Origin of the sequence: Porphyromonas sp. oral taxon 279 str. F0450 (assembly GCF_000292995.1) — a bacterium.
Lineage (GTDB): Bacteria > Bacteroidota > Bacteroidia > Bacteroidales > Porphyromonadaceae > Porphyromonas > Porphyromonas pasteri.
The window spans coordinates 24,203-50,539 of sequence record NZ_ALKJ01000037.1; the positions used below are offsets into that span (position 1 = coordinate 24,203).

18 protein-coding genes and 1 rRNA gene are annotated in these 26,337 nt (G+C 54.7%); 3 read left to right on the forward strand and 16 right to left on the reverse strand.

Going from position 1 to position 26,337, the window contains the following annotated elements:
- Nucleotide 1: 1 nt before the first annotated feature.
- Nucleotides 2-1,147 carry a BT_3987 domain-containing protein gene (locus HMPREF1323_RS07785; RefSeq protein ID WP_044124233.1) on the forward strand — a complete coding sequence of 382 codons (1,146 nt, stop codon included), beginning with the start codon at nucleotides 2-4 and terminating at the stop codon, nucleotides 1,145-1,147.
- A gap of 206 nt (nucleotides 1,148-1,353) precedes the next feature.
- On the opposite strand, the gene folD is transcribed toward HMPREF1323_RS07785, so the two are convergent.
- The 4 genes from folD to HMPREF1323_RS07805 form a co-directional block, all read right to left on the reverse strand.
- Nucleotides 1,354-2,247: a bifunctional methylenetetrahydrofolate dehydrogenase/methenyltetrahydrofolate cyclohydrolase FolD gene (gene folD / locus HMPREF1323_RS07790; RefSeq protein ID WP_009433597.1), complete on the reverse strand. Its 894-nt coding sequence runs from the start codon at nucleotides 2,245-2,247 to the stop codon at nucleotides 1,354-1,356.
- A 182-nt stretch (nucleotides 2,248-2,429) separates the two neighbouring features.
- Nucleotides 2,430-4,475 carry a M3 family metallopeptidase gene (locus HMPREF1323_RS07795; RefSeq protein WP_009433619.1) on the reverse strand — a complete coding sequence of 682 codons (2,046 nt, stop codon included), beginning with the start codon at nucleotides 4,473-4,475 and terminating at the stop codon, nucleotides 2,430-2,432.
- 145 nt (nucleotides 4,476-4,620) lie between these two features.
- Nucleotides 4,621-5,616, reverse strand: coding sequence for a class II fructose-bisphosphate aldolase (locus HMPREF1323_RS07800; RefSeq protein ID WP_044124235.1), 996 nt, complete (start codon nucleotides 5,614-5,616; stop codon nucleotides 4,621-4,623).
- Between the two features lie 333 nt (nucleotides 5,617-5,949).
- Nucleotides 5,950-6,813 carry an aldo/keto reductase gene (locus HMPREF1323_RS07805; protein ID WP_009433614.1) on the reverse strand — a complete coding sequence of 288 codons (864 nt, stop codon included), beginning with the start codon at nucleotides 6,811-6,813 and terminating at the stop codon, nucleotides 5,950-5,952.
- 758 nt (nucleotides 6,814-7,571) lie between these two features.
- Between HMPREF1323_RS07805 and HMPREF1323_RS07810 the strand changes: the two genes are divergently transcribed.
- Nucleotides 7,572-8,435: an alpha/beta hydrolase family protein gene (locus tag HMPREF1323_RS07810; RefSeq protein ID WP_009433599.1), complete on the forward strand. Its 864-nt coding sequence runs from the start codon at nucleotides 7,572-7,574 to the stop codon at nucleotides 8,433-8,435.
- A 99-nt stretch (nucleotides 8,436-8,534) separates the two neighbouring features.
- Here HMPREF1323_RS07810 and HMPREF1323_RS07815 read toward each other — a convergent pair whose 3' ends face one another.
- The 12 genes from HMPREF1323_RS07815 to HMPREF1323_RS07870 all read right to left on the reverse strand — a co-directional run bounded on the left by HMPREF1323_RS07815 (nucleotide 8,535) and on the right by HMPREF1323_RS07870 (nucleotide 24,524).
- A complete protein-coding gene (locus HMPREF1323_RS07815; RefSeq protein WP_009433598.1) occupies nucleotides 8,535-9,116 on the reverse strand; it encodes a hypothetical protein in 582 nt (193 codons plus the stop codon).
- Between the two features lie 105 nt (nucleotides 9,117-9,221).
- A complete protein-coding gene (locus HMPREF1323_RS07820; protein ID WP_009433593.1) occupies nucleotides 9,222-11,525 on the reverse strand; it encodes a GH92 family glycosyl hydrolase in 2,304 nt (767 codons plus the stop codon).
- A 21-nt stretch (nucleotides 11,526-11,546) separates the two neighbouring features.
- Nucleotides 11,547-11,969, reverse strand: coding sequence for a SufE family protein (locus HMPREF1323_RS07825; RefSeq protein ID WP_044115385.1), 423 nt, complete (start codon nucleotides 11,967-11,969; stop codon nucleotides 11,547-11,549).
- An 18-nt stretch (nucleotides 11,970-11,987) separates the two neighbouring features.
- A complete protein-coding gene (locus HMPREF1323_RS07830; RefSeq protein ID WP_009433591.1) occupies nucleotides 11,988-12,980 on the reverse strand; it encodes a M28 family peptidase in 993 nt (330 codons plus the stop codon).
- A 40-nt stretch (nucleotides 12,981-13,020) separates the two neighbouring features.
- Nucleotides 13,021-13,620: a nitroreductase family protein gene (locus tag HMPREF1323_RS07835; RefSeq protein ID WP_009433611.1), complete on the reverse strand. Its 600-nt coding sequence runs from the start codon at nucleotides 13,618-13,620 to the stop codon at nucleotides 13,021-13,023.
- Nucleotides 13,621-13,633: 13 nt separating this feature from the next.
- Nucleotides 13,634-14,413, reverse strand: coding sequence for a TatD family hydrolase (locus HMPREF1323_RS07840; protein ID WP_009433589.1), 780 nt, complete (start codon nucleotides 14,411-14,413; stop codon nucleotides 13,634-13,636).
- 1 nt (nucleotide 14,414) lies between these two features.
- Nucleotides 14,415-15,413, reverse strand: coding sequence for a polyprenyl synthetase family protein (locus HMPREF1323_RS07845; protein ID WP_156795235.1), 999 nt, complete (start codon nucleotides 15,411-15,413; stop codon nucleotides 14,415-14,417).
- Nucleotides 15,414-15,578: 165 nt separating this feature from the next.
- Nucleotides 15,579-16,298, reverse strand: a complete 720-nt coding sequence (locus tag HMPREF1323_RS07850; protein WP_009433620.1) for an energy transducer TonB — start codon at nucleotides 16,296-16,298, stop codon at nucleotides 15,579-15,581.
- A 593-nt stretch (nucleotides 16,299-16,891) separates the two neighbouring features.
- On the reverse strand, nucleotides 16,892-18,430 hold the full coding sequence (locus HMPREF1323_RS07855; RefSeq protein ID WP_009433612.1) for a RagB/SusD family nutrient uptake outer membrane protein: 1,539 nt from the start codon (nucleotides 18,428-18,430) through the stop codon (nucleotides 16,892-16,894).
- 30 nt (nucleotides 18,431-18,460) lie between these two features.
- The gene (locus HMPREF1323_RS07860; protein ID WP_009433624.1) at nucleotides 18,461-21,784 is read right to left on the reverse strand and encodes a SusC/RagA family TonB-linked outer membrane protein; all 3,324 of its coding nucleotides are present in this window, start codon (nucleotides 21,782-21,784) and stop codon (nucleotides 18,461-18,463) included.
- Between the two features lie 650 nt (nucleotides 21,785-22,434).
- Entirely contained in the window at nucleotides 22,435-23,568 is a 1,134-nt protein-coding gene (locus HMPREF1323_RS07865) for an HNH endonuclease family protein (protein ID WP_009433613.1), read from the reverse strand.
- 11 nt (nucleotides 23,569-23,579) lie between these two features.
- A complete protein-coding gene (locus HMPREF1323_RS07870) occupies nucleotides 23,580-24,524 on the reverse strand; it encodes an adenine-specific methyltransferase EcoRI family protein (RefSeq protein ID WP_009433590.1) in 945 nt (314 codons plus the stop codon).
- Nucleotides 24,525-26,243: 1,719 nt separating this feature from the next.
- On the opposite strand from HMPREF1323_RS07870, the gene HMPREF1323_RS07875 reads away from it, so the two are divergent.
- Nucleotides 26,244-26,337, forward strand: a 16S ribosomal RNA gene (locus HMPREF1323_RS07875); the annotation flags it as partial.

Below are 26,337 nucleotides of genomic sequence, written 5' to 3' on the forward strand. Positions count from 1 at the left end.
GATGAAAAGAATAGTATATGCGCTCCTCGCAGCAAGCCTTCTTGGTAGCTGTCAGAATGAGCTTTACAACGATCCCGCAAAGGATCATCAGAGCGAGCAGGGGATCTATATCCACGGTCAGGAGCAGACGCAGATCTTCCTCCTTAGTGGTGCATCGCAGGATGCAAATGGTCCTCGTGTAAGCCTTGTCAAGCCTGCTACGTCTACCGTCACGGTGAACTTCTCCGTCGGCTCACAGGCACAGCTCGACGCTTATAACGCTAAGAACGGGACGAGCTACAAGCTCCTTCCTTCGACGATGTATGAGCTTCCTGCTTCGGTGACTATTCCTGCAGGTCAGACCTCAGCTTCGATCCCTGTCAAACTGAAGGCAGTTACCTTCTCAAGTGGCGAAGTCTTCGCTCTGCCCATCCAGCTGCAGGGGAGCAATCCTCACGCTATCGGCGGTCAAAGTGAAGCGATCATCGTCGTCGACCAAGCTACCGAGACGAAGGCTCTCAGCATCAATACGGGCAATGAGATCGCTGCTTACTTCGCAGAAGATATCCTTGTGCCCCAGTGGACGATGGAAGTCATGGTCAAGCGCAGCAATATCAATGGTGCACTTGCTGGTACGAAGTTCGTCGGTGCTTCGGATGACAAGAGCGAAATCTACCCTGTCGTCGGCAAGGATGGTTCGTTCTTCCGCACGGGTGGTACTGACCTCTCGCTCTCGAAGGATATCATGCCTCTCGAAGACAACAAGTGGTACATGTTCTCCTTCGTCTATGACGGGGCGAACGTCTCAGTCTACTGCAACGGCCGTCAGGTGCTTTCGCAGCCTGTACGTGATGGCGACTACAAGCTTGGTGGCTTCTGGCTCAGCACCACGCGTGGTCTGATGCGCGAACTGCGATTCTACAAGGTCGCACGTACCCCAGCTCAGATCGCTGCTAACGTCTGGAAGATGGCTGATCCTAAGGATACGAACCTCGTAGCATACTATCCTATGAATGGTAAGAAGTATGATCCTGCTACCGGTACGATCACGGAGGATGAGACTCAGATCTGGGATTGGTCTGCTGGTGCACACCACTTCCCCAGCCTCCAGGGTGCAACCTTCGTCGACAATGCAGGTAAGCCCTTCCGCTTCCCCGTCACGGAGTAAGCCTCTTCGGTAATACCTCCCCTATGATCCGCCCCTCGAAGGTCCGTCCTTCGAGGGGCGGATTCTTTTTCGTTTCTTCGGTATCGGTGAGCTGACCTTCTACGTAGAGTAAGGTCTCCCTCCTACTATAAAAAGCCTCAGGGGCTGTATCTCCATCGTGAGATACAGCCCCTGAACTTTTTTGTTATTCCCTTTAAGAAGAGGACTTAGGCCTCTGCCTGCTTAGCTGCTGCGAGGGTATTCAGCATGAGGGAGATGATGGTCATCGGACCAACGCCTCCAGGGACGGGCGTAATGTAGGAGGCGAGGGGTGCAACTTCGTCGAAGGCAACGTCACCGGTGAGCTTGAAGCCACTCTTACGCGAAGCATCGGGTACACGCGTCGTGCCTACGTCGATGATGACGGCACCAGGGCGCACCATGTCGGCCTTGAGGAACTCAGGCACGCCGAGGGCTGCGACGATGATGTCTGCCTGCAGACAGAGCTCCTTGATGTTGGGCGTACGGCTGTGGCAGACCGTGACGGTGCAGTCGCCAGGAGTACCCTTGTGCAGGAGGAGTTGCGCCATGGGCTTACCGACGATGTTGCTACGGCCGAGGACGACGCAGTGCTTACCGCGCGTCTCAATGTCGTAGCGGCGAAGGAGCTCAATGATCCCCTGAGGGGTAGCTGACACGAAGCAGGGAAGGCCGATGCTCATGCGCCCTACGTTGATGGGGTGGAAGCCGTCGACGTCCTTGCTGGGGTTGACCGCTTCGATGATGCGCTGCTCGTTGATGTGCTTCGGCAGGGGGAGCTGGACGATGAAGCCATGCACCTCGGGGTCGTTATTCAGGCGCTCGATCTCGCTGAGCAGACGCTCTTCGGTGACGTCGTCCTCGAAGCGGATCAGTGAGGAGCGGAAGCCCACCTCGGCACAGGTCTTGATCTTAGCTGCTACATAGGTCTCGCTGCCGCCGTCATGGCCGACGAGGATAGCTACCAAGTGAGGGGCTTTTTTGCCAGCTGCTACGCGGGCTGCTACTTCGGCTGCGATCTCCTGCTTGATCTGAGCGGAGGTTGCTTTACCATCGAGGAGCTTGTAGGTTTGTTCTTTCATTGGGGTAGTACGATGAATGAGTAGGTGGGCGGATAGACTCCGCTGCGAGCCCTAAGGCTTATCAAAGATAGGCAAAGTTTAGCGCCTATGAGGTAGAGTCTACTTATGAAAAAGCCCCGCCCCACAGACCTCGCGGAGAGGCTATGGGGCGGGGCTGCTTTATTGGGGTAGAAGGTATGCTCTTAGCGCTCGATGCCGTCACGACGAAGGAGGGCGTCAATGGTGGCCTTCTTGCCACGGAAGCTCTGATAGAGCTCCTCGGCATCACGGCGGTCACCTTGACTCAGTACCTCACGGCGGAAGCGCTCAGCTGTAGCCGTAGAGAAGATCCCTTCTTCTTGGAAGGCAGCGAAGGCATCGGCATCCAGCACTTCGGCCCACTTGTAGCCGTAGTAGCCAGCTGCATAGCCACCTGAGAAGATGTGTCCGAAGGAGGTGCTCATCTGGCAAGGTGCAGGTGTAGCGGGCAGGAGCTGGGCCTTCTGCCATGCCGTATCTTCGAAGGTCTTCGTGTCAAGGCCCTCGGCAAGTGGCTCGGTGATCGTGTGCCAAGCCATATCGAGGTAGCCGAAGCTCAGCTGACGACAGGCAGCGTAGCCTGCGAGGAAGTGGCGGGCACGCTCCATACGCTCCATAAGGACCTCGGGTAGTGCTTCGCCCGTCTGATAGTGTACGGCGAAGCTCTGGAGCCACTCACGCTCGTCCAGCCAGTTCTCCATCAGCTGGCTGGGTAGCTCGACGAAGTCACGGACGACGTTGGTCCCGCTGAGCGAGCCGTGACGGCACGTAGAGAGCATGCCATGCAGGGAGTGACCGAATTCATGCAGGAAGGTGCGTACCTCACCTGGCGTGAGCAGGGCGGGACGATCGGCTGTGGGCTGGGTGAAGTTCATCACCAGCACGATGTGAGGACGATGATCTTCACCCTCGGCCGTGTGATACTGCTCCTGCAGGTTATTCATCCAGGCACCGCTCTGCTTGCCCTCACGAGGGAAGAAGTCGGTGTAGAGAAGTCCGAGATAGCTCCCATCAGCATCGTGTACCTCGTAGGTGTGTACGTCGCTGTGGTAGACGGGCAGATCCGTGCACTCGGTGAAGCGGATGCCGTAGAGGCGTGTTGCCAGTGAGAAGATGGCATCCGAGACGCGCGATAGCTCGAAGTAGGGGCGTAGCTCCTCTTCATCCAGCTCGTAGAAGGCCTGCTTATAGCGCTCTGCCCAGTAGCTCCAGTCCCAGGGCTGGAGGGGGAGGGTAGCGCCTGCCTCGCGTGCGAAGTCGGCCACTGCTGCAAGCTCCTTCTCTGCTAAGGGCTTGTAAGCCTCGAGGAGCTCGTCGAGCAGCCCATAGACTGCCGTCGTGCTACCTGCCATACGACGGGTGAGGACCTTCTCAGCAAAGCTCTTGGAGCCTAAGAGCTGGGCTAGCTCCAGACGCAGGTTCACGAGGCGACGGATGAGCTCTCTATTGTCATATGCGTCTCCAGCAGCCCCGACAGCCATCTTTGCCAGATACATCTCTTGGCGTAGGGTGCTCGAGGGGCAGTGCTGCATGAAGGGGAAGTAGCTGGGGGCTGAGAGGGTGAAGAGCCAGCCTTCGCCCTTACCCTCCTTCTCTGCCAGCTCGCGTGCTACGGCGAGTGTCGAGAGGGGAAGCCCTTCGACCGCAGCGGCATCATCAACGAAGAGGCGGAAGCGCTGCTGGTCCTTGAGGTTATTTTGTCCGAAGGTGAGGCTCAGCTCGCTCAGCTCACGCTTGACCTCGCGAAGTCGCTCCTTCTCCTCGGCAGGGAGCTGGGCACCGCTTTCGCTGAAGCCTTCGTAGCAGCGCTCGAGGAGGCGTAGATCTTCAGCATCAAGCTGGAGGCTCTCGCGTGCCTCCCATACCTGACGGATACGCTCGAAGAGGGGCTCGGAGAGGGTGATGAAGGAGGAGAGTGCTGAGAGAGAGGGGCTAACCTCCTGACTGATCTGCATCAGTTCGTCCGTAGCCTCAGCGTGTAGGAGGTTGTAGAAGCTACCTGATACCCACTCGAGGAGGGCACCGGAGCGCTCGAGAGCAAGGATGGTATTGGCGAAGGTGGGGGCTTCGGGCGAGGCGATGATGGCCTCTACCTCACGGCGCTTCTCTTCGATAGCCAGACGGAAAGCCTCGCGGAAGTCCTCAGTCTTGAATTGGTCGAAGGCATAGGCTCCGTGGGGGAGCTGGCTGGGCTGACAAATACTATTCATGTCGTCAGTGATACACGGGAGAGGGTGAAAAGAAAGCTACCTGCCTTCGTCGCAGCCACGCGAAGGGGCAGGCGAAGGCAGGTAGCCGTATGGTGTATCCCTCCAGCGGAAGGCCGCAGGGGTAGGATACGTAGGGATCGACGTCTTAGAGGCGGTCGTTAGAGCCGAGGACGTTGATGATCTTGTGTTCGTAGAGCTTCTTGAGAGACTCACGAGCTGGACCGAGGTACTTACGTGGGTCGAATTCAGCAGGGTTTTCTGCGAAGACCTTACGTACAGCAGCGGTCATAGCGAGACGGCCGTCAGAGTCGATGTTGATCTTGCAGACAGCGCTCTTAGAAGCCTGACGGAGCTGCTCTTCGGGGATACCGACAGCATCCTTGAGGGCACCACCGAACTTGTTGATCGTAGCGACTTCGTCCTGGGGTACGCTGGAAGAACCGTGGAGTACGATGGGGAAGCCAGGGATCTGCTTTTCGATCTCAGCGAGGATATCGAAGCGGAGGGGGGGAGGTACGAGGATGCCGTTAGCGTCGCGGTGGCACTGCTCAGGCGTGAACTTGTTAGCACCGTGTGACGTACCGATAGAGATAGCGAGTGAGTCAACACCCGTCTTGCTGACGAAGTCAACAACTTCTTCGGGCTCGGTGTAGGTGTGGTGCTCAGCTACGACATCGTCTTCGATACCAGCGAGGACACCGAGTTCACCTTCGACCGTCACGTCGAACTGGTGAGCGTACTCAACGACAGAGCGTGTCAGAGCGACGTTCTCGTCGTAGGGGAGGTGCGAACCGTCGATCATCACAGAGGAGAAGCCCATTTCGATACAGCTCTTGCAGAGCTCGAGGCTATCACCGTGGTCGAGGTGAAGGGCGATCTGAGGATTGGGGCAGCCCAGCTCCTTAGCGTATTCTACAGCACCCTGAGCCATGTAGCGCAGGAGCGTCTGGTTAGCGTACTTACGTGCGCCGCTGGATACCTGAAGGATGACGGGAGACTTGGTCTCTACTGCAGCGCTGATGATAGCCTGCAGCTGCTCCATGTTATTGAAGTTGAAAGCGGGGATAGCGTAGCCACCCTTGATAGCCTTTGCGAACATATCGCGGGTGTTCACAAGACCCAGTTCTTTGTAACTAACCATTACTGTTCCTATTTATAGTTGATACGTTTATCGTTCTATGCAACAAAGATAAGGGAAATATATGTAAAACGGTTCGATATACTTAAATTTTTCAGGAAGTTGAGGCTACTCCTCTCCCCTCATAAAGCTTGTATCTCGGGAACGGTGCTGACTATTGGGGTATTCATCTCCTGATTTACCCTCTGCTCTCACCCCATATTCGTCTCACTTTTATGGGGTTGTGGGTATCGAAATGTGAGGGTGTATAAAGCACGGAGAGCCGACTCTACTCAGTAGAATCGGCTCCCCTTATTCGCTCTCAGGTAGCTTTAATTTTCTCAGAAGTCGAGGCCTTTACTTCCCCTTACGTGGGGCAAAGCCCATGAACATCTTCGTGACCTCGGGGTCATGATGGCTGGGCATGACGAAGGAGTGCCCCGTGTCCAGCTTCAGGATCTCCTGCATCTCGCTCTCTGTCAGCGTGAAGTCAAAGAGCTGGAAGTTCTGTTCCATGCGCTCCTTGCGGGTAGACTTCGGTATGATGATGATACCACGCTGTAGGAGATAGCGCATAGCTACCTGTGCTACCGTCTTGCCATGAGCGGCGCCGATCGTGAGCAGGGTCTCATTGTTGAGGAGCTCACTACTTGCTTCGGCAAGGGGACCCCACGACATTAGCTTCACACCCAGCTCATCCATATAGCGGCGCTCCTCGATACGCTGGGTGAGGACGTGGGTCTCGACTTGGTTCACAGCGGGTACGATATCCGTGAAGTGACAGAGGTCAATGAGGTGGTCGGGGTAGAAGTTGCTCACGCCGATAGCTCTTACCTTACCCTCCTTGAGGGCATCTTCGAGGGCGCGATAGGCATTGTAGCGATCGCCAAAGGGCTGGTGAATCAGCATGAGATCGATGTAGTCGGTGCCGAGCAGACGCAGGCTTTCATCCAGGCTGCGCTTCGGGGCGTCACCCTCGAAGTTGGATATCCAGATCTTGTCCACGATGAAGACTTCATCACGGCTTAGACCGCTCTTTTTGACTGCGCTACCGACACCTGCCTCATTCTGATAGATCTGTGCCGTGTCGATCATGCGATAGCCTACACTCAGGGCATCGGCTACACAGCGCTCAGCTTCGTCGGGAGAGACCTGATACACGCCGTAGCCCAAGAGGGGCATCTCGACGCCGTTGTTTAGTGTGATTGTCTTCTGTTCCATACTGTTGGGAAGGGCTGATTGTTCGGGATAAGAATGAGAGTTTATGGGCGATGAGTGTCCCCGCACTATGGTGATAACAACTCGTCTTCTTGCAAGGTTTCCCCATGTGCGAGTACGGAGAGAGAATACCCACCCATATAGGAGGGAAAGATAACCTATATTGGTCGCTGGGCTGACCTATATAGGTCGCCGGGCTGACCAATACTGCTTCGCTTCGTGACCTATATAGGTCCGCTCAGTGACCAATATGAGACTGTTGCCGCGAGTGCTGCCCTCTATTTATTGTGCTAAGGCATTGCATGTCCAGCTCCCCGATATCCCTCTCCGAAGAGATATACAGGCTCTTCGCTTTATCGCGAGTATTCCTCTTATCCTGTGGAGGAAAAAGTGTCCTTCTTGCAAAGAAAAAAGTACCTTCCCGTAGTGATATTCTTCTATCTATGCACGTAGTCTTAAAGACCAGGCGCGTAAATCCAAATATCCACGTACGTAGATATTAGATCCACGTACGTAGCCCAAACTTATCTGCCACTCATCCATAACTTTTATCCCTACGCGGAGCAACGGCCTAATATAGGTTCACCCCCGCGACCAATATAGGTTCACTCAAGGGGAGCATAGTGGAAGCCTATCCATAGGCATGAGTGAAGTGGGAGATATCCTGTGAAGCCCTTATCTTTGCTAAGGTGGATTTAGGTGGATTCCCCGTGCCGCTACTCTCGTATGTCCTGACTTCACTCTTATTCAAATAGACTATCATGAAGAGAACATTCAGCCTACTCTTAGCGCTTATGACGCTAACCTTGGCCTCGAGCTCCTGCTCCTTCTTCCGCTCCGCTGGGATGCAGAGCCGTCGCCACGTGCTACCCGAGCAGCGTATTAGTATCGAGGAGGTGTATAGCTCGCGCGATCACCTCGGTATCTATGGTCGCCTGTACCGCCCGGTCGGAGTCAAGGGGCGCCTACCGCTGGTCATCCTCAGTCATGGCTTCGGCGTGACGCACCGTGATGGCGAGGGCTATGCCGAACTCCTGACGCGCATGGGCTACCTCTGCTATACCTTCGACTTCAACGGTGGTGGACGTGAGAGCCTGAGTGCTGGTGCGACGACAGATATGTCTGTCCTCACCGAGCAAGCGGACCTCAATGCGGTCATCGATCAGCTCAAGCGTCGCTCCGACGTCGATCCCCGACATATCACCCTCTTGGGCTTGAGCCAGGGCGGGCTCGTCTCCGCCCTCACTGCGGCATCGCGCCCCGATGATATCGCTTCGCTCATCTTGATTTACCCCGCCTTCAGTATCCCTGAGATGGCGCGTAAGCAGTGGGGAGAGTATTCGAAAATCCCTCAGGTGAACACCTTCTGGGGTATGCGTCTTGGGGAGAAGTACTACAAAGATGTGTGGAATATCGACCCCTATGCCGTCATCGGGCGCTTCCAAGGCCCTGTGCTGATCCTCCATGGGGATAAAGATCGCATCGTAGAGCAGTCCGTCTCGGATCGTGCGGCCACCATCTACAAGAATGCCGAGTATCATGTGATCCCAGGTGGCGAACATGGCTTCTCGGGCGAGGCCTTCCAGCAGGTCAAGCGCTACATCCAGACCTTCATGAAGCGATAGCTACGGCCAACCTTTCCTGATAGAAAAAGCTCCGCCCCGATCGTCCACATAGAGAGGATGATCGGGGCGGAGCTCTTTGATGAGATGCGCTTGTGGGGGCTAAAGATTGTAGCTGAGTCCGACAGCGAAGGCCATGAGGTCGGGGTAGCCTGGGACGAAGGTCGTCGCTATGTCGAGCTTGGGGCTGATGGCATACTTATACTCCAGCTCGCCTCCATACCAGAGGAACTTACGCTGCCACTTGTCCGTGGGGCTACCCTCGAAGTACTTCGTGTCGACGTACCCAGGGAGGCGGTACCAGTTGCGTCGGTAGATCCATGTCGGTCCGATACCGCCGTAGAGGCGATGCCGCCCAATGCGGAAGATACGAGCACGTAGGCCGATACTCGTCACACCAGCGAGCTGGGCGGTGCAGTCAGCATAAAGCCCTTGGATACCCTTGACGGAGAGGATCTCGGGGATGATGAAGTACTCGTAGGAGAGTAGGGCACCCAGATCAACTACGAAGTAAGCCTCGGGGTCCAGGCGGTTCGGCATCAGCTTGGCATTGGGCCTCCCGCTCAGAGGGTGGAAGCTGAGGCCCATGAACTTCAGGCTGATGTTTTGGCGGCTCTGCCCTTGTAAGGGGAGTGAGCAGAGGATGAGCCCGATGAGGGCGTATAGGAAATGGTGTATACGCATAGACGGAGTGTGTGTAATAAAAAAGCGTAGCGCCAGCTTCTACGTAGAGCAAAGGGATTGCTGTCGGAGAAGCTGGCGCTACATGCTTAGGAGAGCTGGTGCTCCTTAGCGTCGGGGCTTGGGGCCCATGACGATGGTGAGCTTGCTATTGGGATGGATATCCTTGTGCGTGAAGGTGAGGCTTTCCGTGATGTCACGTCCGTTGATAGAGGCCTTCTGCACGTACTTATTCTCCTTGCTATTGTTACGCACCTCGATAGTGAAGATGCCCTTGGGGAGCTGGATCTTCGCCATATCTACGAGCGGACGGCCGATGGTGTACTCGGCCTTACCTGGGCAGACCTGATAGAAGCCCAGCGCACTGAGGACGTACCAAGCTGACATCTGACCGCAGTCCTCGTTGCCAATGATACCCGCAGGTGTAGGCTTGTAGAAGTGGCGCAGGACGGTATCGAGGATAGCCTGTCCCTTGTGAGGTGCAGCGGTGTAGTTGTAGAGGTAGGCGATGTGGTGGCTGGGCTCATTGCCGTGTGCATACTGCCCGATGAGGCCCGTGATGTCACCCGACTGCTCAGCTCCATCGATACGTGAGGACGTGGTGAAGAGCGTATCGAGGTTGCGCTCCAGTACCTCACGACCACCCATGAGCTTGAGGAAGCCCTCCATATCGTGGGGAGCGTAGAAGCTCCACTGATAGGCATTACCCTCGGTGTAGTCGCTCTTCTCGTGAGCGGAGAAGCGGGGGTTGAAGGGGGTGAGGAACGAGCCATCACCCTTGACGGGGCGCATGAGGTTCGTCTCACGATCCCAGTAGCGGCGGTAGTAGAGCCCGCGCTGGTCATAAGCCTTAGCTACGGAGTCGAGGCCAGCAGCCTCAGCGATACGGGCGATACACCAGTCATCGTAAGCCATCTCTACACCCCAGCTGACGCTCTCGGGGACGGAGTCGCAGGGTACGAAGCCGTAGCGCTCCTTGTAGTAAGGATGGCGCGTGATGAGGTCGAGCTCACGCGTACCGGCGAACTTCTCCGCCAGATCAGCTCGATAGATCGAGCTACGCTGCGCAGCCTCCGTCCAGTGACGCAGATCCTCGCTTGTAGCCAGACCCTTAGCGACGAGGTCGGCGAGGATGCTCACCGAGTGGTAGGCTGGCATACAGCCCGTATAGTTCGAGGCGAGTGGCCAGCGTGGGAGGATCGTCCCTTCATCATAGTCGCTGACGAGGCTCTTACCATAGCGCAGTGCCTGATCGGGGTCGATGATGGTGAGCAGAGGATGCAGCGCACGATAGGTATCCCAGATAGAGAAGACGGTGTAGTGACCTTCTTCCGGGCGGGGATTCTTATGGATAGCTTTGTCCATACCACGGAAGCTGCCATCTACATCCTGATAGTTGAAGGGGGCGATATGCGAGTGGTAGAGTGCGGTATAGAAGTTCTTTAGCACTGCCGTGTCAGAGGTCTCGATGCGGATCTTGCCGAGGAGATCAGCCCAGATACGGCGGCTCTCGGTGCGTACAGCCTCGAAGTCCCAGTCGGGGAGCTCTGCCTGCATATTGCGCTCAGCCCCCTCGGGCGAGACGGCCGAGAGACCGACCTTCACGAGGTAGGGTGCGCTCCCCTTGGGGAGATAAAGGTGGAGCTTCAGGTCAGCCGTGTCACGCTCGACGGCGAAGCCTGCGCTGAGTCGCTGACGCTCACCATCACGATAGAGGGCGATGCTATCGGCAGGCGTGGAGAGGCGGAGGATGTAGCTCATCTGATGATGCTCTGCCCAGCCCTTGGTGTAGTAGGTGCCGACGATCGTCGAGTCATTGACAAGGCGGAAGTCATTCCCTACAACCTTATGCCCCCAGTTGGGCTGGAGGATATGACCGAGGTCAAGGAGGAGCTTGCGGTCTGTGCTGTCAGAGTAGGTGGCGCGTAGGAGCCCGACGCGGTCGGTGGAGGTCAGCTCGGTCTGGATACCGAAGTTCTTCAGACGCACCGAGTAGTAGCCAGGGGAAGCGGCTTCCTCGGTCTTGTCGAACTGAGCTATGGGGCGCAGCGTGTCAGCTCCGCTATAGGGAAGGATCGCTACATCGCCGAGGTCACCAATCCCCGTCCCTGAGAGGTGGGTGAGGCTGAAGGCATAGATGACGCTGTCGGACTCATGGTAGCCACTGCTAGCATCCCATCCGATGAGGTGGGTGTCGGGGCTGAACTGCACCATCGCATTGGGGCGTGTAGCCCCTGGGAAGGTATGCCCGTGCTCACCCGTACCGATGAACGGATCGACGAAACTCAGAAGATCCTCGCTGGAACTACTGCCCGTAGTCTTCGAGGAGCAGGCCGGCAGGAAGAAGGCGGCCGCAAGGAGGGCTGCTGAGGACGTGGCAAGCGACCTCAGTGCATGGGGTAATAGATGCATGAGATAGGGTGAGAAAGATACTTAGCTTTGGCTGGCGAAGGCAGCAGCGAAGAGGCGCATCTGACGGAGCATCGAGACGAGCCCATTGGAGCGTGTAGGGGAGAGGTGCTCGGAGAGACCTATCTCCTTGATGAAGTACAAGTCGGAGTCGAGGATGTCCTGTGGCTTCTGATCATTGAGGACACGCAGCAGAAGGCTGACGATACCCTTCACAATGATTGCATCGCTCTCACCCTGGAAGTGCACGCGCTCACCGTCAAAGTGGGCGGTGATCCACACGCGGCTCTGGCACCCCTCGATGATATTAGTCGGGGTCTTGTCGCTCTCGGGGAGTGGCTCTAAGGTATTGCCGAGGTCGATGATGAGCGCATAGCGGTCCATCCAATCGTCCAAGGCAGAGAATTCTTCTATGATCTCGTCTTGTAGTTCGTTGATTGTAGGCATGGAGTGTGGGTGAAGTGATTAGATGTCCTCTCGGATCGTGGTGGCTACGGTCTCGCCGACAGCACGCAGGGTCTCCATGTGGATGACGTTCATGTTGTCTGCTGAGGTGTGCCAATGAGCCCCAAAGCCCGTGGCTCTATTGGGGTCGAAGTTGATGATGTCCACGCAAGGGATGCCACGATAGCGGATCACGGGGCCGTGGTCATCGGTCATCTGTCCGCCATTAGCCTGGACGAAGTAGTCGCCCCAGCCAAGCTGGGCCGCAGTCTGCCAGAGGATGGAGAGTAGGGGACGGGCATATTCTCGCGAGAGACCCTCCCAGTAGAAGCGGGCACCTTGGGAGCCGACCATATCGAGGAGGATACCCCACTTAGCCTTGTAGTCACTCTGGTGGGGGTGCTGTGCCCAGTATTGTGAGCCGAGGCACCAGCTGTCTTCGTCTTCACTTTGACCACCATCTTCGAGGTCAAAGAAGATGAAGTCCATAGCCTTCCCTGAGGGATTTAGGCTCTCTTGGCGAGCAAGCTCAAGTAAGACGGCGACACCGCTGGCGCCGTCATCTGCCCCCTGAATGGGTTCGCCCTGACGCTGTACGACAGGGTCGTGGTCAGCTACTTGGCGAGTATCCCAGTGGGCCATAAGGAGGATGCGGTCCGCACCCTCAGGAGTGCGGGTGGCGATGATATTCGTTCCCGCCGCCTGCTTGCCGAAGTGGTCCTTCCCCTCGAAGCGCTGTAAGGTCACTTCGTAACCCCACTGACGTAGCTTCTGCTCTATCCAGGCTGCCGTCGCGCGGTGACCTTCACTGCCAGGAGTGCGCACACCAAAGGCTACTTGCTGCTGTATGTACTGGTAGGCAGAGTCAGCGCTGAAGGGAGCCGCAGTGCGTCTCTCGGCGCTTTCGCTGCCCGTGCTGTCGGCACTCTGTGCTTGGCTCTTCGTGCCACCACAGCTGATGAGAGCTGCGCCGAGGCCTATGATAAAGAGATAGAGAAGAGGGGATTTAGGCATAATCTTCTTGCTCTGGGGTGAGGAGGGATATGAGATGACCTTAGAAGATCGAGGGCTTGTTGGGCTCGATGATGATTTCGCTCAAGGGGCGCTTGGGTACGTGATGACGCCCTTCTTCGTCGCGCCAGTAGCGGACGTCCTCGGGGCTACGTGCTTCCTCGAGGATAACCTCTTCGGCTGGCTTGCCGATGGCGACGATCGCATTGATAGATAGGTGCGTGGGTAGATCCAGGCGGCGTGTGATCTCACCCTTGCCATGACCAGCGAAGATACAGACGCCATAGCCCGCATCTGTAGCCAGCAGGCCCAGCGTCTGGAGCTGGATGCCTTCGTCAAAGCGAGCAGCAGGAGCAATATCGGTGTCAATGAGCTGCAGGAGGTAAGCACGCGGGCGCTCTCCTACTGCAGGACCATCCCACTCGGGGAGCATAGCAGCCCAGTGCTGGAGCTCTGTGATCTCGTGACAGAGGGCTTCGTCCGTGATGATGATATACTTCAGGGGCTGGATATTGCGTGATGATGGCGTCTGGCGGACGACGTCCAGCCAGCGGAGGATCTGCAGGCGGTCAATGGCTACCGATTCGTCAAAGCGGCGGTAGGTGCGATCCTTCTTGATAAGAGTCTCGATGAGCGAAGACATAGATAGTGGAGATTTAGTATTTGGGTAGTGCGAAGAGCCGTCGTGCATTCTCGCTGGTCTGCGCGATCAGTGTGTCGTCAGTCAGCTCGTAGCAGCTGGCTACGAAGCTTGCCGTGTGGGGAAGGAAGGCAGGCTCATTGCGCTTGCCTCGCTTGGGGACAGGCGCAAGATAGGGAGCGTCAGTCTCCAGCAAGAGGCGCTCCAAGGGGATAGAGGCGACGTACTCCTTGAGCGTGCTGTTCTTAAACGTCACGACGCCATTGATCCCGACATAGAAGGAGGGGAAGGATAGTGCCTCCTCAAGCTCTTCTCTTGTGCCAGTAAAGCTGTGGAAGACTCCGCGAAGCTGCGGGGGATTTACCCGACGTAGCGTCTCGAAGGCATCAGCAAAGGCCTCGCGGATATGGAGGATCACGGGGATATCAAGCTTAGCAGCCCAGTGGAGCTGGCGCTCAAAGGCTTCGATCTGCTCCTGCTGATAGGTCGTATCCCAATAGTAATCCAGCCCGATCTCACCGATAGCTACGTGAGGACGCTGTGAGAGTTCCCCTTCCATATAGTCAAGCTGGGAGGTGTAGTCCTCCTTGACATAGGTTGGGTGTAGGCCGATGGTAGGGAAAAGTCGATCGGGATGTGCTGCGCAAAGATCAAGGACGCGGGGATAGCTCGTTGCGTCAACATTAGGTAGGACCATCTGCCCTACACCTGCCGCAGTGGCGCGTGCGAGGATCTCGTCACGGTCCTCGTCGAACTCCTCTCCGTATATGTGTGTGTGGCTGTCGATGAGCTGCATGCTACTTCGTGCGACCAGAGAGGGTGTGGAAGAGGGCGAGGAGGAGCTCGCGCCCTTCTTCTCGGAGGGGAAGCTGTTCGACTCCGCGATAGGCTTCGGCGGTGAGACGCTCGATCTCAGCCTCGGCGTAGAGGCGTGTGCCTGCCTTATCGTAGAGTGCACGTACTTCATCTATGTAGGCTCGGCGCTCCTCGGGAGTGTAGGTCAAGATCTCTTGCAGACGCTTGAGTTCTTTGCCCTGTAGCTGCTCTAAAGTATATAGGAGAAGAAGGGTCTTCTTAGCATTGACGATGTCACCACCGATAGGCTTACCGAAGGTCTTCTCATCGCCATAGACGTCCAGTAGGTCGTCTTGGATCTGGAAGGCCAGCCCCAGCTGGATCCCCACGGCGTAGAGTGCGCGAGCTTGCTCTACAGTGGCACCTCCGACGAGTGCGCCCAGCTCCAGTGATGAGCCGAGTAGTACGGAGGTCTTCAGGCGGATCATCTCCATGTACTCCTCGACGCGGACCTCGGAGCGAGTCTCGAACTCCATGTCATACTGCTGCCCGACGCATACCTCGAGAGCCATCTGGCTGAAGCGAGGAAGCAGCTCGGCAAGTAGGGACTTGTCTGCGACCTCTGCAAGGGATGCATAAGCTTCGATACTCATCGCATCACCCGATAAGATCGCCGTGTTGTCACCCCAGCGACGATAGACCGTCTCTTGCCCACGGCGAAGTGGCGAGCGGTCCATGAGGTCGTCATGAAGGAGTGTGAAGTTGTGGAAGATCTCAAGGGCTACAGCTACGGGGAGGGCGCGCTGCCAGGCTTCGGTGAAGGCGGTAGCTGCAGCGCAGGCCAAGAGTGGGCGGATGCGCTTGCCTCCGAGGCGCAGGGTGTAGTCGATGGGGGCAAAGAGCCCTTCGGGAGAGCGGGTGCCAAGGGAGCGGGCTGCGAGCTGCTCCTCTACGGCCTCACGGATGAGCTTGAGCTTCTGTTGGTCGGGGTGCATTGTCATAAGACGCTATTGTCGGCGATGTGCCTTTTACAAAGATACGACTTAGCCAGCGAATAAGCCCCATCGCTGAGTCTGGGGCAAAAGGAACTCGGGCAGATGCTCCACTGTGGAGAGCATCTGCCCGAGCTGTATGTGTCGCCTCCGTGGGGAGTGCGTGAAGAGATCTTACTGCAGAGAGAAGACGATAGGGATGACGTAGCGTGTACGTACAGGCTTACCCTGCTGCTTACCAGGCTTCCACTTTGGGATGGATTTGACCACGCGGACAGCTTCCTTGTCAAGTGCGGGGTCTACGCTCTTGTAGACTTCTACAGCGGTAGCTGAGCCATCGCGTTCTACGACGAAGCGAATCATAACCTTACCCTGGATACCTGCATCCTGCGCGCTCTCTGGGTAGCGGAGGTGATCCTGCAGATACTTACGGAAAGCGTTAAGGCCACCGGGGAACTCTGGCTGCTCTTCTACGACTTCGAAGGGCTCGTCAGAGAGCTCTTCGGTAGGCGTGCCTGGTACATCCTTGGGGCCGAAGGGGATGTTGACGGGAGGAAGATCCTTGCCTTCATCGGCAGAGACGAAGGTGGGCTTATCGACCTTTACGTTGTTGTCCACGACCTTGAATTCCTGAGGCAGCTGGATCTCGGTCTGCTGGGGCTGCTCCTGTGGCTTAGGCTCTTCAGGCTTATCCTCAGGTTGCTCTTCCTTGACGAGGAGCGCTTCTTCCATTTCGGTCTTGCGGCCAGCTCCATCAAGGTTGCCTGCTTGGGCAACAGAGCTACGCCACTCCAAGCTTACGAAGGTCAGGGAGAGTGCTACGACGAGACCCAGTAGGAGCGAGAGCCCCTTGCCCTTCTCGAGGTCAGCTTCTGGTGACTTCTTGATTTCCATACCGTTTACACTGTATCTTTAGTGGTTGATGTTGATCCTGTACGTTGCGTACACTTGTTTTCTTGACCACAAATATACGAATATATTCGTCTACATACTATATGTAGGCAAAAGATTTATCTGCGAGCTTCGCATGAGGGAGACTGTTGCGGCAGAGTCCTGCCCTCTATTTAGAGTGCTAAGGCATCGCACGCCCAGCTCCCCGATATGCCTCTCCGAAGTGATACACAAGCCCTTCGCCTTATCGCGCGTATTCCTCTTATCCAGCGGAGGGAAAAGTGTCCTTCTCGTGAAGAAAAAAGCGCCTTCCCACAGTGGTTTTCCTGCATCTATGCACGTAGTCTTAAAGACCAGGCACGTAAATCTAAATATCCACGTACGTAGATATTAGAGCCACGTGCGTAGTCCAAACTTATTTGCCACTCGTCCGCAACTTTTATCCCTACGCAGAGCGACAAACTAATGAGGAGTGGTGAATGCTCGTCGAAAAGGGTAAGCACTCCTATTTTATATAGGTATAGCGCCCCCGTAGCAAGAGGACTACGGGGGCGCTATCACTTAGGGATGGCCCGATGAGAGCCTGTGGGATTTAGTTACTTGATCAGCGGGTTGTTGGTCGTCTCGTTCTGAGGGATTTCATAGACGAGGCGAGGGTCATCCCACTTGATGGCCTCTTCCTTGAAGAAGAGACTGCGAGCCGAGCGCTTGTTGTCGTACTTGAAGCGCTTGATTACCGTCAGAGCAAGGCCTTCGCCCCACATCTCGACGCGCCAGTTGTAGAAGATCTTTTCCAGCAGCTCATCGTGGTTGAGAGCCGTGATAGCGGTCTCTACAGCGGAGTACTTGTCAGCAGCGGTACGCTCCTTGAGGAGCTTCAGCAGGATGGTCTTCGCCGAGGCATCGTCACCATTGCGAGCGGCAGCTTCGGAGGCTATGAGGTAGATCTCAGCCATACGCATGAAGACAATGTCGCTTAGCCAAGTGCGGTCTGCCATCGTACCGATGGGCTTACCCGTAGCGGAGAAGAACTTGTTCCAGGGTATCCCGCTCTTGGGGTGGAACCAATTCTTACGCAGGTCGTACTCGGGGATCTGATCCTGGAGGTACTTGTTGATACCCTTGCGGGCACCGACGGCAGCATAGCTATAGGTGTAGATATCCATGTGCCCCCAGAAACTTCTCAGTGAGCCCGTGATATCCTCTGTGATATCGATAGCCCAGATGAATTCAGGAGTCTTATAGTTGTTGAAGCCGTTGGTCGTCAGTTCGTTGGCTGGGATGAGGGGGTAGTTGGTGGCTTGATTTGTGATCACGTCATTGGCTACCGTGTAAGCTTCGCTCCACTTCCCCATGTCCATGTAGGCACGAGCCAGGGCGCCCTTAGCTACTGTCTGGTCGATGTACTGGCGGTCAGCTCGCTGCATGCCAGAGACGTCCATGGCGGCGATACCCTCAGTAAGGTCCTTGACGATCTGGGTATAGATCTCTTCGATGGTAGCGAGCTTCTGTGGCTTGCTGGCATCGTCAGTAGCAGCATAGATGGGTACTACGGTGAGGCTCTTCGTATCGGTTGCATAGGGCTTGCCGTAGAAGTGCACCAGGTTGAGATAGGCTAAGGCGCGAAGCGTTTTCACCTGCCCCCAGTCAAAGATGTCCTTCATTCTCTTGGCCTTCAGATTCGGCTCCGTCGTCACTTCGGGAGGCGTCGTGTCACCCGTGCTTGAGCGGAAGAAGCTGTTAGCCATAGATATCGTGCGGTAGCTGATACGCCAGACGGCATAGTTGAGGTTCCCATCTCGCTTATATGAGAGTAGGCGTGCTGCCTCTTGGAACCATCCATAGCCCAGCCCCCCTTGCAGCTCCATATCGCCAGACATGAGGTCGGAGCTGATATCGAAGGCCTTCTGTGCGAAGTCATCGTGACGGCTGGAGGATTGCCCGTCTTTGAAGAAGGTACTGAGGATACCATTGATGTACCCCTCGTTGATACCATCATTCCACTGGCTGGCCTTCTTGAGCTGATCGGCCGTGAATAGCTGGGAGGGATCTTGCTCGAGGAAGTCCTTCTTACAAGCTGAGAGGGCGACCAGGGTGAGTGCAGCCCCGACGAAGGTTCTTATACTTGTACGCATAGTATATAGGTGTATAAGAGGTGAGACGAATTAGAAGCTGATGCGTGCCCCTGCGACGAAGGTCGATACAGGCAGGTAGCGGTTCGTACCTGAGCCCCCATTGAGGCTGGTCATAGCAGCGTAGCCCTTACGAGCGGAGATGAGGAAGAGGTTGTCACCGCTGACGTAGACGGAGGCGCTGTTGAGGCCGAGGTGCTTCATCAGGCTCTTGGGCAGGTCGTAGCTGATACGAGCATTGCTGAGCGTGAGGAAGGAGCGGCTCGTGAGGAAGCGTGTAGAGGTCGAGTTAGCGAACTTGAGTGCTTCCACGTTGTGCGTGAGGATAGGCAGGTCCGTATGCTTGTCGCTGCTCCAGTAGTTGCGGATATCCTTGTGCCAGTTGCGCGTGCCGATGACGCTACCGCTGCTCATCAGCTCAGCGTAGACGCCGTCATAGCCCCAACCGCCGAGGCCGTAGCTGAAGTTCGTCGAGATGTTGACGTTCTTGATCTGTACATCGAAGCCGAAGCCACCGACGAAGTCAGGGATAGCGCTCTTGCCGACGAATTCGTTGACAGCCTTGTTGTAGTCCGAAGTCGTCGTCTCGGTGAGTGCCTTAGCGTCACCACCCGTGCTGATGTACTTTTCGTAGTCGGTGACGTAGGCATCATTGCCACTGGCATCCTTGTAGGTGTAGGCCTTCCACATAGGCAGCCCTTCATTGCTGACACCCTTCCAGATAGGCATATAGTAGTCGAGTACGGAGTGACCCTTCTTGTAAGCATAGTTGCCATGGAGCTCGTAGTGCTTGGGTACGCCGAAGGGGTCGACGGGCATAATGAGCATCTTGTTCTTGTAGTAGCCACCATTAGCGCGGACGTTCACAGAGATGTCCTTGCTCTTGTAGGCCTCCCAGTTAAGCTCGACTTCAAGCCCGTTGTTGCGCAGGCGACCTTCGCTCACAGGGTAGTAGGCATAGCCAAGTGAAGGCGCGACTTGCTTCTTGAAGAGCATGTTGTCCGTCGTCTTGACGAAGTAGTCGACGTTGAGCTCGAGAGCGTTGAAGAGGCGAGACTCGAAGCCCACGTTGAAGGTGCCAGAGCGCTCCCACTGCAGGGCGCTGTTACCCTTGGCGTAGAAGGAGAACGAGGGAGAGCTATTGAAGTTGTCTACTTCGTAGAAGTCGTGGTAGAGGTAGTAGTTAGGAGTAGTACTACCATAGGCGAGGTTCAGGGATTGGTTCCCCAGGACACCATAGCTGGCCTTGAGCTTGAGGTTGTTGATCCACTTGACCGAGGAGAGGAACTTTTCCTTGCTGATGATCCAAGCGGCACCGACCGAACCGAAGGTACCCCAACGGTAGTCGGGAGCGAAGCGCGAAGAGCCGTCTCGGCGGACTGAGGTACTCAGGTAGTACTTGTTCTTGTAGTCGTAGCGAGCTTGACCGAAGTAGCTTTCGATAGCGTAGGTCAGGCGGTAGCCAGAGATATCACCACGGATGAGACCGTCATCGAGGGTAGTCACGTTCCCGAGGATGAGCTTCTTCTTACCAGAGTAGTGGAAGTCGAGCTCGTTCTTTGTGGCTTCGTGAGCGATGAAGGCATCTACGGTGTGGTCACCAAAGGTCTTGCCCCAAGAGAGGATCTCGTTGAGCGTCCAGCTGAAGTCGTTTTCATTCGTATTGTAGATGCGGCCGATCTTCGCAGCATCCCCGTAGTAGGGGTTAGCCAGCGTTTCATTCTTGGAGGCCGTAGACTGGAAGCCGTAGGTGACGGCGAGCTTGAAGTCCTTGAGGAAGCGATACTCGAGGTTGAGGTTCCCCGTAGTGAGGTTCGTGAGGTCTTCGTCGCGGTCGAGACGGACAGCACCAGCAGGGTTGATACCACCAGCATAGGCACGGCTACCTTCGGAGGTCTGACCGTAGTCGTAGCTCTTGCCACCAGGGATCTTGGGGTCATTGACGAGGTTCCCGTTTTCGTCGTGCTCGAAGACAGGGTAGATCGAAGGGATCTGGTTGACGAACTGGAAGCCGTTGTTGGAGTTGCTCCCCTGGCCTGGGCTCTTAGCGAGTGAGCGAGAGTAGGCGAGGCCGAGGCTTACCTTGAAGTCCTTAGTGGGGCGGACGGTGACATTGTTACGTAGGTTCAGGCGATTGAATTCGGAGCTGATGTAGTACCCGATGTTGTCCTGATACCCCAGTGAAGAGGAGAAGTTGACCTTCTCAGATCCACCTGATACGCGTACATTCGTTTCCGTGATGCGACCGGTGCGGAAGATATGATCACGCCAAGACTCGGGTGTGTAGAGGCGCTTGTAGCTCTTGTTGAACTTACCTGTGTTCACATCGATCATTTGACCTGAGCCAGCCTTCCAGAGGTTGTAGTGGTCCCAGATACCGGTAGCATCTTCGCCACCTGCGAGGATCCCAGGGAAGAAGAGCAGGTCGGCTGCATTCTTAGGTGCATCAGCGATGGTCTTGCCATCAGCGAACTTAGCCTTGGGGTTGTTGTAGAGCTGGGTGAGCTTATCCTTGAGACCGAAGCGTTCGTAGGTGTTCTTCATAGCCTCGTAGGCTACCTCCATATATTCTTCAGGAGAGTCGATGACATCGTACTGGGGGAGATAGCGGACGTTGATCCCGCTCTTGATCTCGGCGTCGAAGGAGAGACGACCAGCCTTACCCTGCTTGGTGGTGATGAGGACGACCCCGTTAGCAGCGCGTGCCCCGTAGAGTGCGGTAGCCGAAGCATCCTTGAGGACCGTGAGGTTCTCGACGTCGGCCATATTGAAGCCGCTGAGGAGGCTGGTGTAGGGTACCCCGTCGATGACGTAGAGAGGTGCCGTGCTGGAGTTCACAGAGCCGATACCACGGATCTGTACCGTAGCGGCTGCACCAGGCTGGCCACTGGTCGTGAAGACCTGGACCCCAGGAGAAGCCCCTTCGAGAGCCGAGGTGATATTAGATCCCGTCTTCTTCGTTAGGCTGGCGACGTCGATACGAGCGGCTGACCCCGTGAAGGAGTTCTTAGTCTGCGTACCATAGGCGACGACGACGACCTTATCGATCGACTTTTCCTCATTCTTTAGGGTGATCTTGAGCTCTTGCCCCGTGATGGCTACGGTCTGGGTGAGGAAGCCAATGCTGGAGACCCTGAGTGTCTTAGCCTCGGCTGGGAGACGGAGTGTGAACTTCCCGTTGACGTCGGTCAAGACCCCGTGGGAGGGGAACTCGACGCAGGTCACGGATGCGGCGACCACGGGCTCCTTGTCATCTGCCGCGATGACGACACCAGTGACGGTGACTTGCTTTTTCTGAGCCCACGCTACTCCTATAGAGATGCAGAGGAGTAGGACGAAGAGTAAACTCTTTCTCATTAGACTTGTGGTGATTAGGGTGAAACGGATGTTAGACTGCTGTGGGTGGTGTGACCCTTGGGTGTTGATTCCTCGGTCGTCATCTCGCTGTGGTAAAGATGTGACGTGTGATATTTGATGTGTATGCCACTGCGAGATGAGGACCTCTGTTGGGGGGGATATGCGGCCGCTCGCCACAAGCATTCCTGCGGTCTGGTGGTAGTGCAGTCTGTCGATGTGAAGGGAGGTGGTACTCGTATCTCCCTCGCTCCATGGCAGTCTGTGTGCTATATCAGACTCTATGAGCAAAGGTAGCAATCTTTCTTTCCTAAGCAAGTCCGCTGGAAAATACCTCGTTTGTGGTTCGCTATGATTCTCTTTTATAGCTTTTTAATTATCTGTAAGATGGCGCATTCCCATAGGGATACTTACTTAATTTCTTTATGTAGGGTGTGCGTGTCCTACCGCGCATTGCGCTACTTCTGGCACGTGTATGAGAAGTCTTTGTGTTGAGTGGTACCGAGGATAAGTAAGAGGAGAGCCCCAGCCGAATGTCTGCTATCAGATCATTCGGCTGGGGCTCTCCCTTATATTATTATGGTATAGAGGTGTAGACTACCCCTTTGCCTAAGGAGACAAAGAGACCGTGTGCTGTCTACCTCTATCCGTAGCTACTTATTGCTCTTGCGGCGGTTGCAGTCTCGGCAAAGCATCTGTAGGTTCGCTATCTCGGTCTTCCCGCCCTTGCTCCAAGGCTTGATGTGATCGCCCTCCATCTCCTCATACTTGTACTTCTTCCCACAACAGGTGCAGATCCCGCCTTGCTGTGTATAGACGGTGCGCTTCTGGCTGTCGCTGAAGGCGCGGATGCCGAGCAGGCTCGGGTCGTCGTTCCCGATAGCCTTCTCCAGGACGTACTTATAGATGCCACTTTTTTTGGTCACATCTTCATCAGCCATCAGCCGAGAGACTTCCTTCTCAAGAACCAGTGGGGCATACGTGTACTGATGGTATTCATTGTAATAGATCCCCCAGGGAAGCCCCTTCATCTCCTTGCGATAGATGGGGAAGAGCTTTTCTACCCATGTGATGACCCGTTCAAAGTAGTCCCAGAGGTCTCGAGAGTCAGGGTCGTGCTGGTGCTCGATCATGCACTCCTCGATGCTCTGTTTGGGGGTCTCTCGGTCACCATACCAATAGATCACGGTCTCCAGGTAGTCCTGTCGGTTAGCTGTTCCCTTGAGGTATGTGCTTCCAAGCCCGTAAGCGACACAGCCTGTCTTGCTGAAGTAGCGCTTCGCATCTGATACCCAGGGTCCTGTATAGACCGCATTACGTAGCTCTTGGTCGGTAAGCTCTTCGCCTGCGATATTGATGGTCTTGAACCACTCGAGCTTCTCACTCTCTGTCCCATCGCAGATATAGACGGTGAGTTCGTAGTCAAGAAGTTGCTCCCTTCGGTCCTCAGGAAGCGTGTGGAATGCCTGAGGCTGCTTAATGCCAAAGAGTCCAGCACAGGAGAAGTCCCCATCGAGGAAGGTGCAGATAGATAGCGTCCTTTGCTGACCATCTATGAGCTCATAGCGGCCATTCCCATGATCAGCCCAGTACATGACGTTTAGCGGATAGCCCTTGCTAAGGGTATCGATGACCGCTTGCTGTTGCTCGGGCTTGTAGACGAATTCGCGCTGGTAGGCAGGGCGTACATCCAGCTTGCCTCCATAGGCGACGACACCATTGTCGCCATTGTCTTTGTAGCCGTTGAATAGATCACGGACTTTAATGTGTACGAGTTGAATAGTCATAGGTGTGCTGATTATTTGCGTTTGCGGATGAATATACGTTTGTATTTACGTTCCCCATTTACCACTGGTTGGGATACTTTACTGGATGCATCCCAGAGCCCAGCAGAAAATCCTTTACCTTCACTCTCCGTCGCTCCGATGATTTCGAACTGATCGGGGTTGTGCTTATCCAGGTAGGTAATGGGTACTCCCATTGCTCCGTCATAGTCACAGGGAATATCAGCGGTCTTATCTACGCTGATGGCATCGTAGTTGTCGTAGTGAGGGTATTCTTCAGGACTATACTTTTTGTAGAGGGTGAGTTCCTCGTGTCGCTTTTGTATATCCAAGTTCGTATACCAATAGGAGCGAGCTGCTTCGTGGAGAGTCCCTTCTGGTGTGTAGAACCAACGCAGGCAGTTATATCCCAGCCACATCTTATTTTCTCTTATCAGTTCAAAGCAGTTCTTATAAGTGACAGCGTTGGTATTTCCTACGATGACAAAGTGCTTGCCGTACTCAATGAGTAAGGCTACATACTCACGAAAAAGAGAGAAGGGTGGGTTGGTAACGACGATATCTGCCTCTTGCAGGAAGGCAATGCATTCTGGACTGCTGAAGTCTCCATCTCCTTGCAAGGGGTGTACCAACCCAGCAATATTAGGGTTGGGAGGTGAGCCGATATCCTCTCCTTCATACACAAGATAGACAGCTTGCCCTGAGGTGTTTTGAGAAAAGAGATCCGGATTTTGATTCTTGTAGCAGGTCGTGATGAGCTTCTTGAGACCGAGGCGATGGAAGTGTAGGACGAAGTAGAAGAAGAAGTTACTCATCCGAGGATCGTCACAGTTGCAGAGCACAGTCTTGCCGGCAAAGTGCCCACGATAGTGCTTGAGCTCAGCCTCGATGTCTTCCAGCTGGGTGTAGAACTCATCAACCTTTGCCCTCTTAGCCTTAGTTAGAGAGTTATTCGTCATAAGCGCATAGCATATTGGGCGCTGGCTATCTCTTCGGCGTGAGCCCCCTAAGAGCCCCAAGACAAAAGAGAAGCGTAGACGCTTCCCACTCTTTGTCTTAAGGCCCTAGGAATGCCCACGTCACAAGAGATAAGTCACGCCTACGCTATGCGCAGGCGTTCACTGACTTATTCGAGTGACGTACTTTGAATTTCCTAGGTTCTAAGACATTTCCGAATAAATAGCAAACGCTATGTTAGTACTGAAGATGGAGCGCTATTGGCAGACGCTTCTGCCCGACTCCAAGTACAAAGGTATGGATAATCGGATACCTCCGCAATGGTAGGAAGACTGCATCGGAGTGTGAGGAGTAGGTGTGTGCGCTACTGCTTTTCCTCTGGACTTTCTTTGCTTACGTGAAGGCGTATAAATCATGCTTCGCGAGGAGGTGAAGTGAAGCAATAGTCGTTTGCGTCTGCTTCAATAGTTGTTTGGGGTACAAACGAATAGTTATTCGCATACGAAACGAATAGTTGTTTGCACCTCAAACCAATAGTCATTCGTGTGCAGACCAATAGTTGTTTGTGAATAGATCTATTGAGCTTCATCTGTGACCCCTATAATGACAAGGCGCATTAGTTGGGTAGGGAAGTGGTCTCTTGTAGGGGCGTTTTCGAGACCTTCGTATAGAGGGTGATGTGAACCTATATTGGTCGCTGGGTTGACCTATATAGGTCGCATCAACAACCTATATAGGTTCGCACGACGACCAATATAGGTCGACTCACTGACCAATATAGGTTGATATTATGTCCTTCTATGAGGCTCTGGTGAGGTATCGCAGTCGGAGCTTCTGTCGTATGTGGATGGTGTGGGAGAGGGACTAATGCTCAGCTCCCCTTCTATATATAATAATGTACGCGCGCAAGGTGGAGTGCTTGCGTGGAGAAGTAAGCGTGCGGGGTTCGTAATAGGTATATGAGTACGTGGGTAGAACTATATAGGATGGCGAAGAAAGCTATATAGCTTTGTGAAGCGACCTCTATTTAGGTTGTTGCTCTGCGTAGGGATAAAAGTTGTGGACGAGTGGCAGAAATGTTTGGGCTACGTACGTAGCTCTAATATCTACGTACGTGGATATTTGGACTGACGTACCTGGTCTTTAAGACTACGTACATAGACAGAAGAAAACCACTACGTAATGGCGCTTTTTTCCTTACAAGAAGGACACTTTTTCCTCCGCTGAATAAGAGGAATACTTGCGATAAGGCGAAGGGCTTGCGTATCACTTCGGAGAGGCGTATCGGGGAGTTGGGCGTGCGATGCCTTAGCACTCTAAATAGAGGACAGGAGTCGCGGCGACAGTCTCTATTTGGAAATACAGGTATTATTGCCGTATCTTTGCAGTCGCAAGTCAGGCGGACGAGCAGTGAATGACAGGGTTTAGATCGAGGGTGGTAACGAAAAAGTTTCACTCAAGATTTGGTGGAGTGAAAACTTTGCTTTACCTTTGCACTCGCAAAAGAAACGAACGGCCTTGCGGCGACGCGGGGTGTTTGACTTTAAGAGATCTTTGAGATAATTGATATTGACAAACAGAAGTGTAGTAACAAACGTTTAGGGAAAAGAAGACCTAACCGTCAATTACGACCTTTACTTAGGTAGAGATACACTAATAAATCTGAAGCAAGAATCATTTTTAGAGCAAGACAAACAGAACAAAGTACAATAAAAATATTGACAATGAAGAGTTTGATCCTGGCTCAGGATGAACGCTAGCGATAGGCTTAACACATGCAAGTCGAGGGGCAGCATGGTCTTAGCTTGCTAAGAC

What these genes read in the sequence shown, in the direction of transcription:
- HMPREF1323_RS07785 (WP_044124233.1), top strand. Translation starts at nt 2, where the DNA reads ATGAAAAGAATAGTATATGCGCTCCTCGCAGCAAGCCTTCTTGGTAGC.
- folD (WP_009433597.1), bottom strand. Translation starts at nt 2,247, where the DNA reads ATGAAAGAACAAACCTACAAGCTCCTCGATGGTAAAGCAACCTCCGCT.
- HMPREF1323_RS07795 (WP_009433619.1), bottom strand. Translation starts at nt 4,475, where the DNA reads ATGAATAGTATTTGTCAGCCCAGCCAGCTCCCCCACGGAGCCTATGCC.
- HMPREF1323_RS07800 (WP_044124235.1), bottom strand. Translation starts at nt 5,616, where the DNA reads ATGGTTAGTTACAAAGAACTGGGTCTTGTGAACACCCGCGATATGTTC.
- HMPREF1323_RS07805 (WP_009433614.1), bottom strand. Translation starts at nt 6,813, where the DNA reads ATGGAACAGAAGACAATCACACTAAACAACGGCGTCGAGATGCCCCTC.
- HMPREF1323_RS07810 (WP_009433599.1), top strand. Translation starts at nt 7,572, where the DNA reads ATGAAGAGAACATTCAGCCTACTCTTAGCGCTTATGACGCTAACCTTG.
- HMPREF1323_RS07815 (WP_009433598.1), bottom strand. Translation starts at nt 9,116, where the DNA reads ATGCGTATACACCATTTCCTATACGCCCTCATCGGGCTCATCCTCTGC.
- HMPREF1323_RS07820 (WP_009433593.1), bottom strand. Translation starts at nt 11,525, where the DNA reads ATGCATCTATTACCCCATGCACTGAGGTCGCTTGCCACGTCCTCAGCA.
- HMPREF1323_RS07825 (WP_044115385.1), bottom strand. Translation starts at nt 11,969, where the DNA reads ATGCCTACAATCAACGAACTACAAGACGAGATCATAGAAGAATTCTCT.
- HMPREF1323_RS07830 (WP_009433591.1), bottom strand. Translation starts at nt 12,980, where the DNA reads ATGCCTAAATCCCCTCTTCTCTATCTCTTTATCATAGGCCTCGGCGCA.
- HMPREF1323_RS07835 (WP_009433611.1), bottom strand. Translation starts at nt 13,620, where the DNA reads ATGTCTTCGCTCATCGAGACTCTTATCAAGAAGGATCGCACCTACCGC.
- HMPREF1323_RS07840 (WP_009433589.1), bottom strand. Translation starts at nt 14,413, where the DNA reads ATGCAGCTCATCGACAGCCACACACACATATACGGAGAGGAGTTCGAC.
- HMPREF1323_RS07845 (WP_156795235.1), bottom strand. Translation starts at nt 15,413, where the DNA reads ATGACAATGCACCCCGACCAACAGAAGCTCAAGCTCATCCGTGAGGCC.
- HMPREF1323_RS07850 (WP_009433620.1), bottom strand. Translation starts at nt 16,298, where the DNA reads ATGGAAATCAAGAAGTCACCAGAAGCTGACCTCGAGAAGGGCAAGGGG.
- HMPREF1323_RS07855 (WP_009433612.1), bottom strand. Translation starts at nt 18,430, where the DNA reads ATGCGTACAAGTATAAGAACCTTCGTCGGGGCTGCACTCACCCTGGTC.
- HMPREF1323_RS07860 (WP_009433624.1), bottom strand. Translation starts at nt 21,784, where the DNA reads ATGAGAAAGAGTTTACTCTTCGTCCTACTCCTCTGCATCTCTATAGGA.
- HMPREF1323_RS07865 (WP_009433613.1), bottom strand. Translation starts at nt 23,568, where the DNA reads ATGACTATTCAACTCGTACACATTAAAGTCCGTGATCTATTCAACGGC.
- HMPREF1323_RS07870 (WP_009433590.1), bottom strand. Translation starts at nt 24,524, where the DNA reads ATGACGAATAACTCTCTAACTAAGGCTAAGAGGGCAAAGGTTGATGAG.